This window comes from Salmonella sp. SJTUF15570, from assembly GCF_043357055.1.
Taxonomy (GTDB): domain Bacteria; phylum Pseudomonadota; class Gammaproteobacteria; order Enterobacterales; family Enterobacteriaceae; genus Salmonella; species Salmonella enterica.
This window is the reverse complement of the sequence record NZ_JBEUKJ010000025.1, coordinates 1-15,827: the sequence shown is the minus strand read 5'-3', so window position 1 is coordinate 15,827 and position 15,827 is coordinate 1. Positions and strand designations below refer to the sequence as shown.

The 15,827-nt window shown below is 52.6% G+C and carries 17 protein-coding genes; 8 read left to right on the top strand and 9 right to left on the bottom strand.

All coding sequences use genetic code 11. From position 1 onward, the window contains the following. Positions 1-419: 419 nt before the first annotated feature. Positions 420-986, bottom strand: coding sequence for a D-glycero-beta-D-manno-heptose 1,7-bisphosphate 7-phosphatase (gene gmhB, locus ABVN44_RS24430; protein WP_001140158.1), 567 nt, complete (start codon positions 984-986; stop codon positions 420-422). A 189-nt stretch (positions 987-1,175) separates the two neighbouring features. Between gmhB and metN the strand changes: the two genes are divergently transcribed. The 6 genes from metN (at position 1,176) to proS (ending at position 6,762) form a co-directional block, all read left to right on the top strand. After that, positions 1,176-2,207, top strand: coding sequence for a methionine ABC transporter ATP-binding protein MetN (gene metN / locus ABVN44_RS24425; RefSeq protein WP_023232522.1), 1,032 nt, complete (start codon positions 1,176-1,178; stop codon positions 2,205-2,207). After that, positions 2,200-2,853, top strand: a complete 654-nt coding sequence (locus ABVN44_RS24420; protein ID WP_001287486.1) for a methionine ABC transporter permease MetI — start codon at positions 2,200-2,202, stop codon at positions 2,851-2,853. Before metN ends, ABVN44_RS24420 begins: the two co-directional genes overlap by 8 nt. Positions 2,854-2,891: 38 nt before the next feature. Continuing rightward, positions 2,892-3,707: a methionine ABC transporter substrate-binding lipoprotein MetQ gene (gene metQ, locus ABVN44_RS24415; RefSeq protein ID WP_000874215.1), complete on the top strand. Its 816-nt coding sequence runs from the start codon at positions 2,892-2,894 to the stop codon at positions 3,705-3,707. Between the two features lie 118 nt (positions 3,708-3,825). Continuing rightward, entirely contained in the window at positions 3,826-4,230 is a 405-nt protein-coding gene (gene rcsF / locus ABVN44_RS24410; protein ID WP_001202315.1) for an Rcs stress response system protein RcsF, read from the top strand. Further along, positions 4,227-4,934, top strand: coding sequence for a tRNA (N6-threonylcarbamoyladenosine(37)-N6)-methyltransferase TrmO (gene tsaA, locus ABVN44_RS24405; RefSeq protein ID WP_000093988.1), 708 nt, complete (start codon positions 4,227-4,229; stop codon positions 4,932-4,934). The genes rcsF and tsaA overlap by 4 nt, the downstream gene beginning before the upstream one ends. 109 nt (positions 4,935-5,043) lie before the next feature. Further along, positions 5,044-6,762: a proline--tRNA ligase gene (gene proS / locus ABVN44_RS24400; RefSeq protein WP_001260684.1), complete on the top strand. Its 1,719-nt coding sequence runs from the start codon at positions 5,044-5,046 to the stop codon at positions 6,760-6,762. Between the two features lie 73 nt (positions 6,763-6,835). On the opposite strand, the gene nlpE is transcribed toward proS, so the two are convergent. From nlpE to ABVN44_RS24385, 3 genes are read right to left on the bottom strand one after another with little or no spacing between them, the layout of a single operon-like run. Then, a complete protein-coding gene (gene nlpE / locus ABVN44_RS24395) occupies positions 6,836-7,537 on the bottom strand; it encodes an envelope stress response activation lipoprotein NlpE (protein WP_000252575.1) in 702 nt (233 codons plus the stop codon). A 31-nt stretch (positions 7,538-7,568) separates the two neighbouring features. Then, complete coding sequence (arfB, locus tag ABVN44_RS24390) at positions 7,569-7,991, bottom strand: alternative ribosome rescue aminoacyl-tRNA hydrolase ArfB (protein ID WP_000560527.1); 423 nt, start codon at positions 7,989-7,991, stop codon at positions 7,569-7,571. Then, positions 7,988-8,533, bottom strand: a complete 546-nt coding sequence (locus ABVN44_RS24385; RefSeq protein WP_001185319.1) for a YaeQ family protein — start codon at positions 8,531-8,533, stop codon at positions 7,988-7,990. Before ABVN44_RS24385 ends, arfB begins: the two co-directional genes overlap by 4 nt. A gap of 197 nt (positions 8,534-8,730) precedes the next feature. On the opposite strand from ABVN44_RS24385, the gene ABVN44_RS24380 reads away from it, so the two are divergent. After that, on the top strand, positions 8,731-8,931 hold the full coding sequence (locus tag ABVN44_RS24380; RefSeq protein WP_001518678.1) for a YaeP family protein: 201 nt from the start codon (positions 8,731-8,733) through the stop codon (positions 8,929-8,931). Next, positions 8,918-9,178 (top strand): Rho-binding antiterminator, encoded by a 261-nt coding sequence (gene rof / locus ABVN44_RS24375; protein ID WP_000062330.1) that lies wholly within the window; start codon positions 8,918-8,920, stop codon positions 9,176-9,178. The genes ABVN44_RS24380 and rof overlap by 14 nt, the downstream gene beginning before the upstream one ends. An 83-nt stretch (positions 9,179-9,261) precedes the next feature. Here the strand turns inward: rof and tilS are convergent, their stop codons facing one another. The 5 genes from tilS to tnpA all read right to left on the bottom strand — a co-directional run bounded on the left by tilS (position 9,262) and on the right by tnpA (position 15,740). Further along, positions 9,262-10,554, bottom strand: a complete 1,293-nt coding sequence (tilS, locus tag ABVN44_RS24370) for a tRNA lysidine(34) synthetase TilS (RefSeq protein WP_048348919.1) — start codon at positions 10,552-10,554, stop codon at positions 9,262-9,264. Positions 10,555-10,616: 62 nt separating this feature from the next. Then, positions 10,617-11,006 carry a VOC family protein gene (locus ABVN44_RS24365; protein ID WP_000901088.1) on the bottom strand — a complete coding sequence of 130 codons (390 nt, stop codon included), beginning with the start codon at positions 11,004-11,006 and terminating at the stop codon, positions 10,617-10,619. Positions 11,007-11,061: 55 nt separating this feature from the next. Beyond that, positions 11,062-13,203, bottom strand: coding sequence for a lysine decarboxylase LdcC (gene ldcC / locus ABVN44_RS24360; RefSeq protein ID WP_023231607.1), 2,142 nt, complete (start codon positions 13,201-13,203; stop codon positions 11,062-11,064). A 75-nt stretch (positions 13,204-13,278) separates the two neighbouring features. After that, positions 13,279-15,042 (bottom strand): chitinase, encoded by a 1,764-nt coding sequence (locus tag ABVN44_RS24355; protein WP_000524171.1) that lies wholly within the window; start codon positions 15,040-15,042, stop codon positions 13,279-13,281. A 239-nt stretch (positions 15,043-15,281) separates the two neighbouring features. Then, the gene (gene tnpA / locus ABVN44_RS24350) at positions 15,282-15,740 is read right to left on the bottom strand and encodes an IS200/IS605-like element IS200F family transposase (protein WP_000502119.1); all 459 of its coding nucleotides are present in this window, start codon (positions 15,738-15,740) and stop codon (positions 15,282-15,284) included. Positions 15,741-15,827: the final 87 nt, after the last annotated feature.

The following is a 15,827-nucleotide window of genomic DNA, read 5'->3' as shown; positions in this document are numbered from 1 at the left end:
AGGCCTGCCGCCAGCGTTCAATCTGAGCCATGATCAAACTCTTCAATTTAAAAGTTTGATGCTCAATGAATTAAACTTCGTAATGAATTACGTGTTCACTCTTGAGACTTGGTATTCATTTTTCGTCCGAGGACGTTAAGAATCCGTATCTTCGAGTGCCCACACAGATTGTCTGATAAATTGTTAAAGAGCAGGTGCGACGCGGCTTTCAGCTCACCGTCGCGAGGTGGCGTATATTACGCTTTCCTCTTTCAGAGTCAACCCTGAATTTCAGGATTTTTCTCTTCAACCGACCGGCTGTTTGTGTGAAGTGATTCACATCCGCCGTGTCGATGGAGGCGCATTATAGGGAGTCGGTTCAGGAAGACAAGCGGAAAAATGCATTTTTGTTTTAACCGCTCACCTTTTATCCATAACGCTTATTTTTGCTGCTTTTTTATCGCCGATGGCAGGTCGGCAAGGCTGTTTAACACCCAGTCCGCCGCGTTTTCTGCTTCTGCCGTGACCGGTTTGCCCGTACGCACCAGCACTTTTGTCCCGACATTTGCCGCCGCAGCCGCCTGCATATCTTCCAGCTTGTCTCCCACCATATAAGAAGCCGCCATATCGATATGCAGGAAATCACGCGCCGAGATAAGCATTCCTGGATGCGGCTTGCGGCAATCACATACCTGACGGAACTCTTCTATACTGCCCTGCGGATGGTGAGGACAATAATAGATGCCGTCCAAATCAACATCGCGATCCGCCAACGACCAGTCCATCCATTCGGTTAACGTTTCAAACTGCGCCTCAGTGAATTTGCCGCGCGCGATTCCGGACTGGTTCGTCACCACCACCAACGCATAGCCCATTTTTTTTAGCTCGCGCATCGCGTCAATAACGCCGTCTATAAACTCAAATGCATCGATTTCATGTACGTAGCCGTGATCCACATTAATGGTGCCGTCACGGTCGAGAAAAATTGCGGGTACAGACTTTGCCACCTTTTATAGCTCCTGAGTAAAGCAAGTGGCGCTAGTATCGCATGTTTCAGCAGGCAAGAAAGTGCTCATCGTATAAAGCCTGATTGATTTAGACGTCTGGATGCCTTAACATCCATTCTGTTGACGGCGTTGACCGTATTAGACAGACGAAAATGCCACGGCTAACTTAATTACGATAATAAATAACCAATGATTAAACTTTCGAATATTACCAAAGTGTTCCAGCAGGGGACGCGCACCATTCAGGCGCTAAATAATGTCAGCCTGCACGTGCCTGCCGGGCAGATTTATGGCGTCATTGGCGCCTCCGGCGCCGGTAAAAGTACGCTTATCCGCTGCGTTAACTTACTTGAACGCCCAACCGAAGGTAGCGTTCAGGTCGGCGGTCAGGAGCTGACAACGCTTTCAGAGTCTGAGTTGACCAAAGCTCGCCGTCAAATCGGCATGATTTTCCAACATTTTAACCTGCTCTCTTCCCGTACCGTGTTTGGCAACGTCGCGTTGCCGCTGGAACTGGATAACACACCAAAGGAAGAGATCAAACGCCGTGTCACAGAGCTGCTGGATTTAGTCGGTCTTGGCGACAAGCACGACAGCTATCCGGCAAATCTTTCCGGCGGTCAGAAACAGCGTGTCGCGATTGCCCGCGCGTTAGCCAGTAATCCAAAAGTGTTGCTGTGCGATGAAGCCACCAGCGCGCTTGATCCCGCAACGACCCGTTCGATTCTGGAATTGCTGAAAGATATCAACCGTCGTTTGGGGTTGACGATTCTGCTTATCACTCATGAAATGGATGTCGTGAAACGTATCTGCGACTGCGTTGCCGTTATCAGTAATGGCGAGCTTATTGAGCAGGATACGGTCAGCGAAGTCTTCTCGCACCCTAAAACGCCGCTGGCGCAGAAGTTTATTCAGTCCACTCTGCATCTGGACATTCCGGAAGATTACCAGGCGCGTTTGAAAGCGTCGCCGGAAACTGACAGCATGCCGATGCTGCGCATGGAATTCACCGGGCAGTCTGTGGATGCCCCGCTGCTTTCTGAAACCGCGCGTCGTTTCAACGTGAACAATAATATTATCAGCGCGCAGATGGATTACGCGGGCGGTGTGAAGTTCGGCATTATGCTAACGGAAATGCACGGCACACAAGAAGAGACGCAAGCCGCAATTGCCTGGCTGCAGGATCACCATGTGAAAGTAGAGGTACTGGGTTATGTCTGAGGCAATGATGTGGTTACTGGTTCGTGGCGTTTGGGAAACGTTGGCGATGACCTTTGTCTCCGGTTTCTTCGGTTTCGTGATTGGCCTGCCGGTTGGCGTATTGCTGTATGTTACGCGCCCGGGGCAGATTATGGAGAACGCCAGGCTGTATCGCTCCCTCTCTGCGGTGGTCAATATTTTCCGCTCGATTCCCTTTATCATCCTGCTGGTGTGGATGATTCCTTTTACCCGAATAATTGTCGGCACCTCCATTGGTTTGCAGGCCGCGATTGTACCGCTGACCGTCGGCGCCGCGCCTTTTATCGCCCGTATGGTGGAAAATGCGTTGTTAGAGATCCCTGCCGGGCTGATTGAAGCCTCGCGAGCGATGGGCGCCACGCCGCTGCAAATTGTACGTAAAATCCTTTTACCGGAAGCGCTGCCTGGTCTGGTAAATGCGGCAACCATTACACTGATCACCCTGGTCGGTTACTCCGCAATGGGCGGCGCCGTCGGCGCAGGCGGCCTCGGTCAAATCGGCTATCAGTACGGTTATATTGGATACAATGCTACCGTGATGAATACGGTGCTGGTATTACTTGTCGTTCTGGTTTATTTAATTCAGTTATCCGGCGATCGCATCGTCAGGGCTGTCACGCATAAGTAACGTTAAACACAACACAAATACTCATTAAGGAAATAAGCATGGCGTTCAAATTCAAAACCTTTGCGGCAGTGGGTGCTCTGATTGGTTCTCTGGCACTTGCGGGTTGTGGTCAGGATGAAAAAGATCCGAATCATATTAAAGTCGGCGTAATCGTTGGCGCAGAACAGCAAGTTGCCGAAGTCGCGCAGAAAGTCGCGAAAGAAAAATACGGCCTAGACGTGGAATTGGTGACCTTTAATGATTATGTTCTGCCTAATGAAGCGCTGAGCAAAGGCGATATCGATGCCAATGCCTTCCAGCACAAACCGTATCTGGATCAGCAAATCAAAGATCGCGGCTACAAACTGGTTTCCGTTGGTAAGACTTTTGTCTATCCCATTGCAGGATATTCCAAAAAAATCAAATCTCTGGATGAGCTCAAGGACGGTTCCCAGGTCGCCGTGCCTAACGACCCGACCAACCTTGGTCGTTCCCTGCTGCTGCTGCAAAAAGTAGGGCTGATTAAACTGAAAGACGGCGTTGGTCTGCTTCCTACCTCGCTGGATATCGTGGAAAACCCGAAAAATCTGAAAATTGTTGAGCTGGAAGCGCCGCAGTTGCCGCGTTCGCTGGATGACGCGCAGATCGCGTTAGCGGTCATCAATACGACTTACGCCAGCCAGATTGGCCTGACGCCAGCGAAAGACGGTATCTTCGTTGAAGATAAAGATTCTCCGTACGTTAACCTGATCGTGACGCGTGAAGATAACAAAGACGCCGAGAATGTGAAAAAATTCGTTCAGGCTTATCAGTCTGATGAAGTGTACGAAGCCGCAAATAAAGTTTTTAATGGCGGTGCGGTGAAAGGCTGGTAAGTTTTAGGCTGATTCCACAATCTGTAATATTATTCAGGACGGGCTATTGCCCGTCTTGTCATTTATGCAAGCTCCTGATTCAATATCTGGCAATTAGAACATTCATTGAGGAAATATTATGCGTGCTTTACCGATCTGTTTATTGGCACTCATGCTGGGCGGTTGTTCCATGCTAAGCAGATCCCCTGTTGAACCCGTTCAAAGCACCGCAACCCCGCCAAAAGCGGAGCCGGAGAAACCTAAAGCGCCGCGTGCCGCTCCCGTCAGGATTTACACCAATGCTGAAGACTTAGTCGGCAAACCTTTCCGCGATCTTGGCGAGGTTAGCGGCGAATCCTGCCAGGCGACAAATCAAGACTCTCCGCCTAACATTCCAACTGCGCGCAAGCGTATGCAGATTAATGCATCTAAAATGAAAGCCAACGCCGTCCTGCTGCACAGCTGTGAAATTACCAGCGGCACGCCAGGCTGCTACCGTCAGGCGGTTTGTATCGGGTCCGCCCTGAATATTTCGGCGAAATGAGCAGCTTTCAGTTTGAACAAATCGGCGTTATTCGCTCCCCCTATAAAGAAAAATTCGCCGTTCCGCGCCAGCCTGGTCTGGTCAAAAGCGCCTGCGGCGAACTGCATCTGATAGCGCCTTACAACCAGGCCGATGCCGTTCGCGGCCTGGAAGCTTTCAGCCATTTGTGGGTGCTTTTCGTTTTTCATCAGACGATGGACGGCGGCTGGCGGCCGACAGTTCGTCCGCCCCGTCTTGGCGGTAACGCCAGAATGGGCGTTTTTGCCACGCGCTCCACGTTCCGCCCCAATCCGATTGGCATGTCGCTCGTTGCGCTAAAAGGTATCGAGTGCCGGAAAGAGAGCGTAATTCTGAAATTAGGCAGTCTGGATCTGGTGGATGGCACGCCGGTGGTGGATATCAAACCGTATTTACCGTTTGCCGAGGCCTTACCGGACGCCGCCGCCAGCTATGCGCAACAGGCGCCGATAGCTGAAATGCCCGTGAGTTTTACCGCTGAGGTGGCTCAACAGCTTACGACGCTGGAAAGGCGTTATCCGCAGCTACGGACATTTATTTGCGATGTGCTGGCGCAAGATCCTCGCCCGGCTTATCGTAAGGGTGAAGAGACGGGCAAAACCTATGCCGTCTGGCTGCATGATTTTAACGTGCGCTGGCGTGTGGTTAACACCGGATTTGAAGTGTTTGCGCTGGAACCACGGTAATTTCACGCCCTTCTCTTTTGACATCTCTTGCACGCTGGTAAACTAAATCACTTTTTTGTATCAGGCTCACATTGAGCCTGTTCGATCGTTCAACTGGAACCGTAACAACATGCGTACTAGCCAATACCTGCTCTCCACTCTGAAGGAGACACCTGCCGACGCCGAGGTTATCAGCCACCAGCTGATGCTGCGCGCCGGGATGATCCGCAAGCTCGCCTCCGGGTTATATACCTGGCTGCCGACCGGCCTGCGCGTCCTGAAAAAAGTCGAAAACATCGTGCGTGAAGAGATGAACAACGCCGGTGCTATCGAGGTGTCGATGCCAGTCGTTCAGCCAGCCGACCTGTGGCAAGAGAGTGGTCGTTGGGAACAGTACGGTCCGGAACTGCTGCGTTTTGTCGACCGTGGCGAGCGTCCGTTCGTACTCGGCCCGACCCACGAAGAAGTTATCACCGATCTGGTGCGTAATGAACTCAGCTCTTATAAGCAGTTGCCGCTGAACTTCTTCCAAATCCAGACCAAATTCCGTGATGAAGTGCGTCCGCGCTTTGGCGTGATGCGTTCGCGCGAATTCCTGATGAAAGATGCTTACTCTTTCCACACCTCTCAGGAGTCGTTGCAGGAAACCTATGACGCCATGTACGCCGCGTATAGCCGTATCTTCAGCCGTATGGGGCTGGATTTCCGCGCGGTACAGGCCGATACCGGTTCTATCGGCGGCAACGCCTCGCATGAATTCCAGGTGCTGGCGCAAAGCGGCGAAGACGATATCGTTTTCTCTGATGTTTCTGATTACGCGGCTAACATTGAACTGGCAGAAGCTATCGCGCCGCAAACGCCGCGCGCAGCGGCGACGCAGGAAATGACTCTGGTCGATACGCCAAATGCCAAAACCATCGCGGAGCTGGTGGAACAATTCAACCTGCCAATTGAAAAAACGGTAAAAACGCTGCTGGTGAAAGCGGTGAAAGACAGCAAGTCTCCGCTGGTGGCTCTGCTGGTTCGCGGCGATCATGAACTGAATGAAGTTAAAGCGGAAAAACTGCCGCACGTTGCCAGCCCGCTGACCTTCGCTACCGAAGAAGAGATTCGCGCCGTGATTAATGCCGGCCCTGGCTCCCTCGGCCCGGTCAATATGACGATTCCGGTCATCATCGATCGCACCGTTGCCGCCATGAGCGATTTTGCCGCTGGCGCCAACATCGACGGTAAACACTACTTTGGTATTAACTGGGATCGCGATGTGGCGACGCCTGTTGTTGCCGACATCCGTAACGTAGTCGCTGGCGATCCGAGTCCGGATGGTCAGGGAACGTTGCTTATCAAACGCGGTATCGAAGTGGGTCACATCTTCCAGTTAGGTACCAAGTACTCAGAAGCGCTGAAAGCCTCCGTTCAGGGTGAAGATGGCCGTAACCAGATCCTGACAATGGGCTGCTACGGTATCGGCGTAACACGTGTCGTTGCCGCGGCTATCGAGCAGAACTTTGACGAGCGCGGCATTGTATGGCCTGACGCCATTGCGCCTTTCCAGGTCGCTATTCTGCCGATGAATATGCACAAATCCTTCCGTGTGCAGGAGCTGGCGGAAAAGCTGTACAGCGAATTGCGCGCGCAAGGCATTGAAGTGCTGATGGACGACCGTAAAGAGCGCCCGGGCGTGATGTTTGCCGATATGGAGCTGATTGGTATTCCACATACTATCGTGATTGGCGATCGCAACCTGGATAACGACGATATTGAGTATAAATACCGTCGTAGCGGTGAAAAATCGCTGATTAAAACCGGCGATATCGTTGATTATCTGGTCAAGGCGATTAAAGGCTAAACGACATTTTGTTGGGATTGCCCGGCGCCATCCGGCAGATATGTAAAGGCCTCGCACCCTGCGAGGCCTTTTATTAGTGAGTGCAATCTTTACCCGGCGCAAACTTCACATTTTTATCAGCTATTAGCGTTTTTACCGGCTCGCCCGTGTCCGGATTCGCGGCTAACACAAAATGCCCTTCTACCGTCAGCAGCACCGGTTTTTCCGCTTCACCTTTCGCCGCCAGATAGCCGCGCTCAAGCTGGGCGTTACTGGCGACCGGCAGCCGTTTTCCGGTCGCGCAATCGGTAAAGGTCGCCGCATCGGCCCTGTATACATACATACCACGCAGCGGCATTGGCGTTACCGGCAGGCTGGCGGTAACAGGCACAAGCGTATAATTAAGCTGCGAAGCCACCGGATTGCCTTCTCTGTCGAGCATCTCCAGCGCATTGCCCTTCGCGCGATAATACGATTTCTCGCCATTGCTGTCGGTTAACACCAGTTTATCCGCCGTCCGCGCCCAGGTACCGTATGACGCAAAAGAGGAAGGTTCTTCGCGCACGCCCTGATAGCGCTCGTTCATCACCCATGTGCCATCTTTTTCCAGAAACAGTGACGTTTCAATACCTTCACAATCCGCACAGGGCAGCACGCCGCGCCAGCTTTGCTGCATGGGTTTTAATTCCGCCGCCTGCGCAGGTTGCAGGGCGTCAACTTCCGCACGGTTATTACACCCTATCAATGCAAATAGCGTACAGGCTGCCGCTACTGACAATATTGCTGTTCTCACCATAAAATCCTTATGAAATTGCTATTCCTGCCCGTCAATCCAGTGGACGACGAACTTTGCCGCGAAGCGCCTTTACAGAAGATTTTTGCGCCTTTGAGGACAAGCGGCGCTCTTTCGAGGCACGCGTCGGACGGGTTGCGCGACGGCTTTTCTGCTCCGCGGTTAATTCTTTTATGACGGCAACCAGCCTGGCGATAGCCGCTTCCCGGTTGAGCTCCTGGCTCCGGAACTCCTGCGCTTTAATGATAATGACGCCATCATCGCTTATCAGATGGTGGCTGGCCGTCAGCAAACGCTGTTTATAATACTCTGGCAGGCCAGAGGCCCGAATGTCAAAGCGCAAATGAATCGCGCTAGAGGTCTTATTTACGTGCTGACCACCCGCGCCCTGCGCGCGAATGGCCGTAATTTCCAGCTCATTATCGGCTATGGAGACCGTCCGGGAGATGGCAATCATGAGGGCTGTTGCCAGGCGGTTAGCTGTATTTCCAGATTATTCCGAGCATCAGAAAGCCAGATTGCGCCGTCCTGAATCGTCGCCTGTAGCGTCATGGTACGATCGGCAAATTCACTGAGCTGCGCCAGTTGCCCGTCATCCAGATACCAGACGGACAGGTTAGCGAACTGCGCGCACTTGCTTTGATGCTGCTGCCACCAGATTTGCGCCGCCCGGGAGTTATAAGCAAAGAGCGCGACGTCGCTCGCCTGAGTACAGGCTTTCTTAATACGGCGCTCATCCGGCAGCCCCAGCTCTATCCAGAGATCGATGCCCAGATGATCGTTACGCAGCCAGGCCTCCGGCTCATCTTCCGCGCTGAGCCCGCGTGTAAACTGCAACCGTTCATCAGCATATTTTATCCATGCCAACAGGCGCAGCATCATGCGCTCCTGCGTTTCAGAAGGGTGACGCGCCAGCGTCAATGCCGCATCCAGAAATCGGTTGCGATCAAGGTCAGCCACATTGACGACGGCTTTATAAATTGTCGCTTTAAGCGCCATGAGAAAACTCCTTTCGAATCAGGCGCCCATTGTAGCGAAAACCGCGCTAAAAGGCTGTTAACGAATCTTTTACCCACTCGCGTCAGGCGCTGATATTGCGCAAATGAGTATGGTATAGTCACCTTGCTAAACAAGATTTAACTTCGTAGGCTTAGACTTGCATCCACGGTTAAGTCAGAATGCTGACAGGAGGGCATGTGGAAAAATATTGTGAGTTAGTACGCAAGCGGTATGCGGAAATCGCCAGCGGAGACTTAGGGTATGTCCCGGATGCGTTGGGTTGTGTATTGAAAGTGCTTAATGAAGTGGCGGCAGATAGCGCCCTTTCAGAGTCGGTCAGGGAAAAGGCAGCTTATGCTGCCGCGAACTTACTGGTGAGCGATTATGTCAATGAATGAAACGTATCAACCCATTAATTGCGATGACTACGATAGTCTTGAGCTTGCCTGCATGCATCATTTAATACTGACGCTAACGTTAAAAGATGGCGAGGTTTTGCAGGCAAAAGCGAACGATTTGATCTTACGTAAAAACGTAGAGTATCTGCTTGCCGAGGTTTCCGGCGAGTCTTGTGAACTTCGTCTCGATAAAATCGCCAGTTTCAGCCACCCGGAAATTGGTACCGTGGTAGTTAGCGAATCCTGAGTATTTTGTTGCCGGATGGTGGTGCAAGCACCTTATCCGGCCTACGTTCCATGCGATACGTAGGCCTGATAAGCGCAGCGCCATCAGGCATGCCAAACCAGACTCACCCCTTCTTTATCTTCTGCTGCTCCCTCACGCGTCACAAAAACACCCGCAGCCGCAATCAGCGTTTCGCCGTAAAACAACAGCGGCGTGGTATCTCGTCGCCAGGGCGGGATCCCCTGCTCCTGCCAGATTTTCTTTAATTTACGTCCACCGTTACGCCCGACAATATGTAACACGCCTGGCGCTTTAAAACGAATGCTGACGGATTCTTCCTCTCGCGGTCGGCGCAGTTCGCCACCAGGAACGAGCTGTACCGTCCCTAAGCCGGCAGGCAGCGCCAGCGGTGTTTGCCAGACGGGCCAGACGACCGTCGTTTCGTGTTGTCCGGCCACGGTTTTAATCCACCACAGTTGCGACTGATAACGGCGAATCTCGTGATCGCCAAAGCGTAAACAGGGAGAGGCGTCGTCGCGCGCCAGCGCCACTTCCTGCCAGATACGTTCCAGCGCGTCGCGAGAGGGCATCGGCGCATTACGCATCGCCAGCCAGCGACGCAAAATCGCCGCCCGCCGTACATCGCTCATCAACATCAATGGAGAGAGCCGCAATGTTCCCTCCGCCGTGATACAGTCCGTAAGATCGCTGGCCAGAAGCTCGTCCAGCAGCCTTTCTTGCTCGGCGCAGAGCGTCGCGCTACGGGCTACCGACGCAGGAAAATGCGGCCAGCGCTGCTGCAAGAGCGGAAGCGCGCGCAGGCGTAAAAAATTGCGATCGTAGGCGTCATCCTGATTGCTTTCATCTTCAATCCAGCATAAGCCATGACGCACAGCCCACTGTTCCAGCGTCTTCCGCGTTTCTCTCAACAGCGGGCGAAGAAGTAGAGTTCCGGCAAAAGGCGAGCATTCTCCCATCGCGGAAAGTCCGGCCGGACCGCTACCGCGCTTTAACGCCAGCAGGAATGTTTCACACTGATCGTCAAGGTGCTGCGCGGTTGCCAGCACTTCGCCAGGCAATAGCGTCTGTGCGAACGCCCGGTAGCGCGCTTCACGCGCATGGGCCTCGATACCCAGGCCATTATCCGCCAGCGTCACCCGCTCCACTACCAGCGGAACCTGCCAGCGTTCGCATACGGTTTCGCAATGCCGCACCCAGCTATCAGCATGAGGGCTTAAACCGTGATGAATATGGATAGCACGCAGCGTGACGTCAGGATGGCGTTCTCGCCACAACACCAGTTGATGCAGAAGCACCGTAGAATCCAGGCCACCGCTAAAGGCAGCCAGAATACGGCGAGAAGAGAGTAACGAGGTATTCAACGTGAGAGTGGTCATGATCCATGCTTATAGTGACTTAGCCCGGCAACGTTACCTGGCGAGCGTCTTAATGACAAGCCTTACTGCTCATACAGCTCAAGCGGTAAACCGTCCGGATCGTTGAAAAAAGTAAAGCGCTTCCCGGTATACGGATCGATGCGTATCGGTTCGCACTTAACCTGATGCTTTTCCAGATGCGCAACGGCGTTTTCCACATTTTCCACGCTGAAAGCCAGATGGCGCAGGCCGCAGGCTTCAGGTCGGCTTGGACGCGCCGGAGGGAAGGGAAAAGAGAAAAGCTCAATCACATACTGCCCGTTTAGCGCCAAATCGCCCTTCCACGAGTCACGCTCTTCCCGCCAGACTTCGCTTAGCAGATCGAACCCCAGAATATCGCAATAAAACGCCTTGCTCACCGCATAGTCTGTCGCAATGATCGCGATGTGATGAACCTGTTTTAATCCCAGCATAGCGTCTCCTTTATTGATTATCAGTACGTTACTCGTCACATTCCCGTCAGGCAAGCTAACAGGCGTGTTTTAAGACTCGTACCTGGTACACCCCGTCTTCATTCCGTTTCGCACCGTGAATATCCGTTTCAAAACCGGGATAATGCTGGCCAATCGAGCAGAGCATCAGCAGAAAATCGAGCACGGCCCGGCTCTGTTGCGTGATCCTCTCGCCGGGCATCAACAGCGGAACGCCTGGCGGATAAGGCAGGATCATATTCGCGGAAACGCGCCCTGGCAGTTGATCGAGCGCCACGGTTTCCACCTCGCCTTTGATCTGACGCTGCCAGGCCTGGTGCGGGGTCATAATCATCTCCGGTAAAACCTCGAACGCCCGCAGCATCAGCCCCGGAAGATCGTGCTGGCGGATCAGTTTATGGATCCCCTGCGCCAAATCCTGAATGCGCATATTGCGATAAAAATCCGGATCTTCCGCATACAGATCCGGCAACATATTTTTGACGCGCAGGTTAAGATCGTAGGCGCGTTTAAATTCCGTCAGTCCGCGCAGCAGCCCCATCGCACGGGTCTTATCAATCCCTATGCTGAACAAAAACAGCAGATTATACGGCCCGGTTTTTTCCACCACCACGCCTCGCTCATCGAGGAACTTCGCCACCAGCGCGGCGGGTATCCCCTCTTCGCTCATGTTGCCCTGTTCATCCATCCCCGGCGTCAGGATTGTCACCTTAACCGGATCGAGGAACATATGATCGTCATCGGCATCGGTGAAGCCATGCCAGGTTTCTCCCGGCGTGACCGGCCAGCATTCGGCCACATCAACCTCTTCCGGCTGCCAGATATCAAAGAACCAGCTATCGGACTCTTCACGTAACCGCTGTACTTCTTTACGAAAATGGAGCGCCCGTTCCACCGAACGATTAATCAATCTTTTCCCTGGATTGCCGCGCAGCATCGCCGCCGCGGTCTCGATAGAGGCGACAATGGGATAGCTCGGCGATGTGGAAGTGTGCATCATAAACGCTTCGTTAAACGTCTCTTCGTCATATTCCCCTTTGATATGAATAAGCGACGCCTGCGAAAAAGCCGCCAGCATTTTATGGGTGGATTGCGTTTCAAAAATCACTTTTCCGGGCACCCGATCGCCGCTCATCCCGCTTTTCCCCTGGTAGATCGGATGGAAATGGGTATAGGGTACCCAGGCGGAATCAAAATGGATCGAGGGAACGTCCAGCATCTGCTTGATCCAGTTAGTGTTATACAGCAGACCATCGTAAGTAGAATTGGTGATAACCGCATGAACCGGCCATTGCGCCTGAGGGGTCTCCTCTATCTTGCTTTCGATGCTTGCACGGGTAAATTCCCTTCGGGGAATACCGCCGAGAATGCCGAGCGCATTGCGCGTCGGCTTCAACCAGAGAGGCACCACATCGCTCATCATCAGCAAATGCGCCAGCGATTTATGACAATTACGATCAATGAGTAGCGTACTTCCCGCAGGCGCGGCATACATACCGACAATTTTATTCGAGGTCGACGTACCGTTCGTCACCATATAGCTCTGCTCGGCGCCAAAAGTACGGGCGATATACTCTTCCGCTTCCAGATGCGGCCCGGTGTGATCCAGCAGCGATCCCAGTTCAGTCACCGAAATCGACACATCAGCTTTTAAGGTATTGCCGCCAAAAAAGTCATAAAACAGGCAGCCTGGCGGGCTTTTCTGATACGCCGTTCCCGCCATATGACCCGGCGTACAAAAGGTATATTTTCCTTCTTTGGCGTAGGTAAACAGCGCTTTGGTAAACGGCGGCGTAATATTATCGAGATATTCGTTTGTATATTGATGAATGCGTGTCGCGATATCTTCAGCCAGCCCCAATGCATACTCAAAAAACCACAGCGCCATGCGCATATCGTGAACGCTAACGTCCAGCGTGGAGTTGGTATTGATAAAGGCGTAGAGAGGAAGGTATTCATTTAGCTGGTTGATTTCGCTACAAAGGTCGAGACTGTATTCATCCCAGTCAAAAATAACGCCGCAGATGCGCGGGTTATGTTCAATAAACTTCAACAAGTCAACGCTATTTTGCGGCCAGATAATTTGAAATCCCAGGGATTGTAATGCACGCTCAAGCTCCTTGATGGGTTCATCTTTATAATAAACCCCGTGCGGCCCCATAATGGCGATGATGTTCATGCTTTCTCCTGAAAAAACCTGAGATAAGCATAGTAACAATCCTGCCGATGCAAAGCACCGACAGGATTTATCTTATTACAATGCGTTCCATGCATCGGCCCAGGCAATCCCTACGCCGGGCTCATAGTAGGCAGGCGCAACATTACACCATGAGCCTTCCGGGAACGGTTTGCACTGGTACAATGCGCCATTACTGTTAACGATGTCGCCCGGATTCCATTTCTGGCTGCTGCTCCAGGCAGGATAGCTGGTGGTCTTATCTTCGTCATCCGCAGCGGCGGCCTTCGCTTTCACATTCAGCGTATAAACCGCTGTACTGGAGAGCGTACCGTCGCTAACGGTCAGATTCACCACATACTGGGTGTTCTGAGTGACATCCGGCGCGTTGAAAATCACAACGGCTTTATCCTGGCCGCTCAGCGTTTTGCCATCCTGCGACATCCAGGTATAGGTGAGCTTGTCGCCATTCGCGTCGGTCGATCCTTCCGCGCTGAGTGAAACCGGGCTACCGGCTTCCACCGCCCCGACCGGTCCGGCAATGCGCGCGACTGGCGCCACGTTTTCATCCGTCACTGGCGCCGGAGTTGGCGTGACATCCGGTTCAGTGGTTCCGCTATCATCGACGACATTAACGTTGAAATAATGCTGTACACATTTCGTGTAGTCGCCCTCTTTAAAGGCGGTATACGGCGTCTGATATCCCACTAACTGGCAGGAATAGGTTTTACCGTCCGCAGTATCGGCGCTCCAGCCCCAGTCTTGTTCCCAATAGATCGGTAACGCGCCAGCGCCGCCTTCATCGAACTGCTTCATCTTTTTACAGCCCAACACTTCGTCAGCCGGCACCGGCACTTTCAGGTAGTTGGCAAACTCTTTGTAGTAGGCGATACGGTTAAGCGACTGCGCATTCTCATCTGCGCCGCCGCACTCCACGCCGCCATTGATGATCTGAATGGTGACGCCGAAACCTGATACCAGGCCGTTTGCTTTATCGCGATCGTTTGGCTGCCAGGTACCGTCAATCACATGTAGCATAGACGGCTTCGGCGGCTGCGGATACACAAAGAAGAAGACGGCGCTCGCCAGGTTCATCCAGGTATCCGCCACCAGCTCGGGTTTATCCAGCAGAGGGCGAACGTCGCCATACATCGCGTCAGAGAAAGGCCCATAGTTGTAGTTATAAGAAAGCTGTTTTGCCCCGCGACCAAAATAGCTGAGGAAATCGCCGTCCTTATCTTTACCGCACGGCCAGGTCTGGCCCTGCCATACATCCGGGTTACATTCGCCGTTGTAGCCGCCTTTCTGCCCTTCTGTCCAGCCGACTTCGCGCAGATAGACCAGCGCCTGACGCCATTCCGGAATGTCACGCCAGCTTTCGTGACCGCCCGTCTCCTGGGCAAAATGCGCAAACATAGTAGCCAGGGTTTTACGGCAGATAGCGTCGCTATCGCGTCCATCGGTGTAGGTACCACAAACCGCCGGGAATTTACCTATCGCTTTCAGGAAGTTAGAGTAAGTGTATTCCGGTGCGCGCATCGGGAACAGATAATCCCAGTCGGCCTCTTTCAGAATACTTTCAACGCGTTTTACGTTTGCCGGGTTAGCGGCGCGCCCCGGTTCGATTTGTTCGACCGCGCTGTTATCCAACGTCTGGATAGAGGATTTCACTGCTTCCATTAACGGAAAATCCGTTAGCGCTTTCTCTTTCGCCGCCAGATCGCTGGCGTTAATGGTCATTGGCTCACTACTGCTAAGCAGCGGCGCGGCCTGCGCACCGGATAAGCTCAACATGATCCCTGCCGCTACGGCGCTGAGCGCCAGTGTTTTTTGCAATCCCATAATTTTCTCCTTGAAGGGTAGTTCACTGCCTGCCCTGGCCACACGCCTGGCAGTTGATACAGTGTCAGGGAGAACATGCCGTTGCGTTTAATCACATCAACTCATCGGCATCTCATTTTTCCTCGTCCAAAATAAATATCCTCCGGCATAGCCGGAGGTTTTTCAGATGCGCCTGTAAGGCTCTCTTACCAGCCGCGCCCTAACAGGCGCATACGATCTGACATTTGCATCAAACTTCGTTACTTACGGCCCGTAAACGGGCTGCCCGGATAAGGGATCGATAATTGCTCACCCATTTTATCCTCTTCAAGCTGGTGCTTTATGTAGTCCTGTATCTTCGCCGTGTTCTTACCCACCGTATCGACATAGTACCCTCTGCACCAGAACTCCCTGTTCCTGTATTTGAATTTTAGATCCCCAAACTGCTCGTAAAGCATCAGACTACTTTTACCCTTCAGATATCCCATGAAGCTCGACACACTCATCTTCGGCGGGATCTCCAGAAGCATGTGAATATGATCTGCACAACATTCCGCTTCCAGAATTCGTACGTTTTTCCATTCACACAATTTTCTTAATATGCTGCCTACTGCCCTACGCTTCTCTCCATAGAACGCTTGTCTTCGGTATTTGGGCGCGAAAACTATGTGATATTTACAGTTCCATCGGGTGTGCGCTAAGCTCTTTTCGTCCCCCATTGGGACCCCCTTTTGATTTCTTGTTGAACTTTTGCAGTTGCCAGACCGCAAGATGTTTTAACAAATCAAAAGGGGTTTTAATAACTG

Bases quoted from the DNA above. Each gene is read 5' to 3' on its own strand.
- metN (WP_023232522.1), top strand. From the start codon at position 1,176: ATGATTAAACTTTCGAATATTACCAAAGTGTTCCAGCAGGGGACGCGC.
- ABVN44_RS24420 (WP_001287486.1), top strand. From the start codon at position 2,200: ATGTCTGAGGCAATGATGTGGTTACTGGTTCGTGGCGTTTGGGAAACG.
- metQ (WP_000874215.1), top strand. From the start codon at position 2,892: ATGGCGTTCAAATTCAAAACCTTTGCGGCAGTGGGTGCTCTGATTGGT.
- rcsF (WP_001202315.1), top strand. From the start codon at position 3,826: ATGCGTGCTTTACCGATCTGTTTATTGGCACTCATGCTGGGCGGTTGT.
- tsaA (WP_000093988.1), top strand. From the start codon at position 4,227: ATGAGCAGCTTTCAGTTTGAACAAATCGGCGTTATTCGCTCCCCCTAT.
- proS (WP_001260684.1), top strand. From the start codon at position 5,044: ATGCGTACTAGCCAATACCTGCTCTCCACTCTGAAGGAGACACCTGCC.
- nlpE (WP_000252575.1), bottom strand. From the start codon at position 7,537: ATGGTGAGAACAGCAATATTGTCAGTAGCGGCAGCCTGTACGCTATTT.
- arfB (WP_000560527.1), bottom strand. From the start codon at position 7,991: ATGATTGCCATCTCCCGGACGGTCTCCATAGCCGATAATGAGCTGGAA.
- ABVN44_RS24385 (WP_001185319.1), bottom strand. From the start codon at position 8,533: ATGGCGCTTAAAGCGACAATTTATAAAGCCGTCGTCAATGTGGCTGAC.
- rof (WP_000062330.1), top strand. From the start codon at position 8,918: ATGTCAATGAATGAAACGTATCAACCCATTAATTGCGATGACTACGAT.
- tilS (WP_048348919.1), bottom strand. From the start codon at position 10,554: ATGACCACTCTCACGTTGAATACCTCGTTACTCTCTTCTCGCCGTATT.
- ABVN44_RS24365 (WP_000901088.1), bottom strand. From the start codon at position 11,006: ATGCTGGGATTAAAACAGGTTCATCACATCGCGATCATTGCGACAGAC.
- ldcC (WP_023231607.1), bottom strand. From the start codon at position 13,203: ATGAACATCATCGCCATTATGGGGCCGCACGGGGTTTATTATAAAGAT.
- ABVN44_RS24355 (WP_000524171.1), bottom strand. From the start codon at position 15,042: ATGGGATTGCAAAAAACACTGGCGCTCAGCGCCGTAGCGGCAGGGATC.
- tnpA (WP_000502119.1), bottom strand. From the start codon at position 15,740: ATGGGGGACGAAAAGAGCTTAGCGCACACCCGATGGAACTGTAAATAT.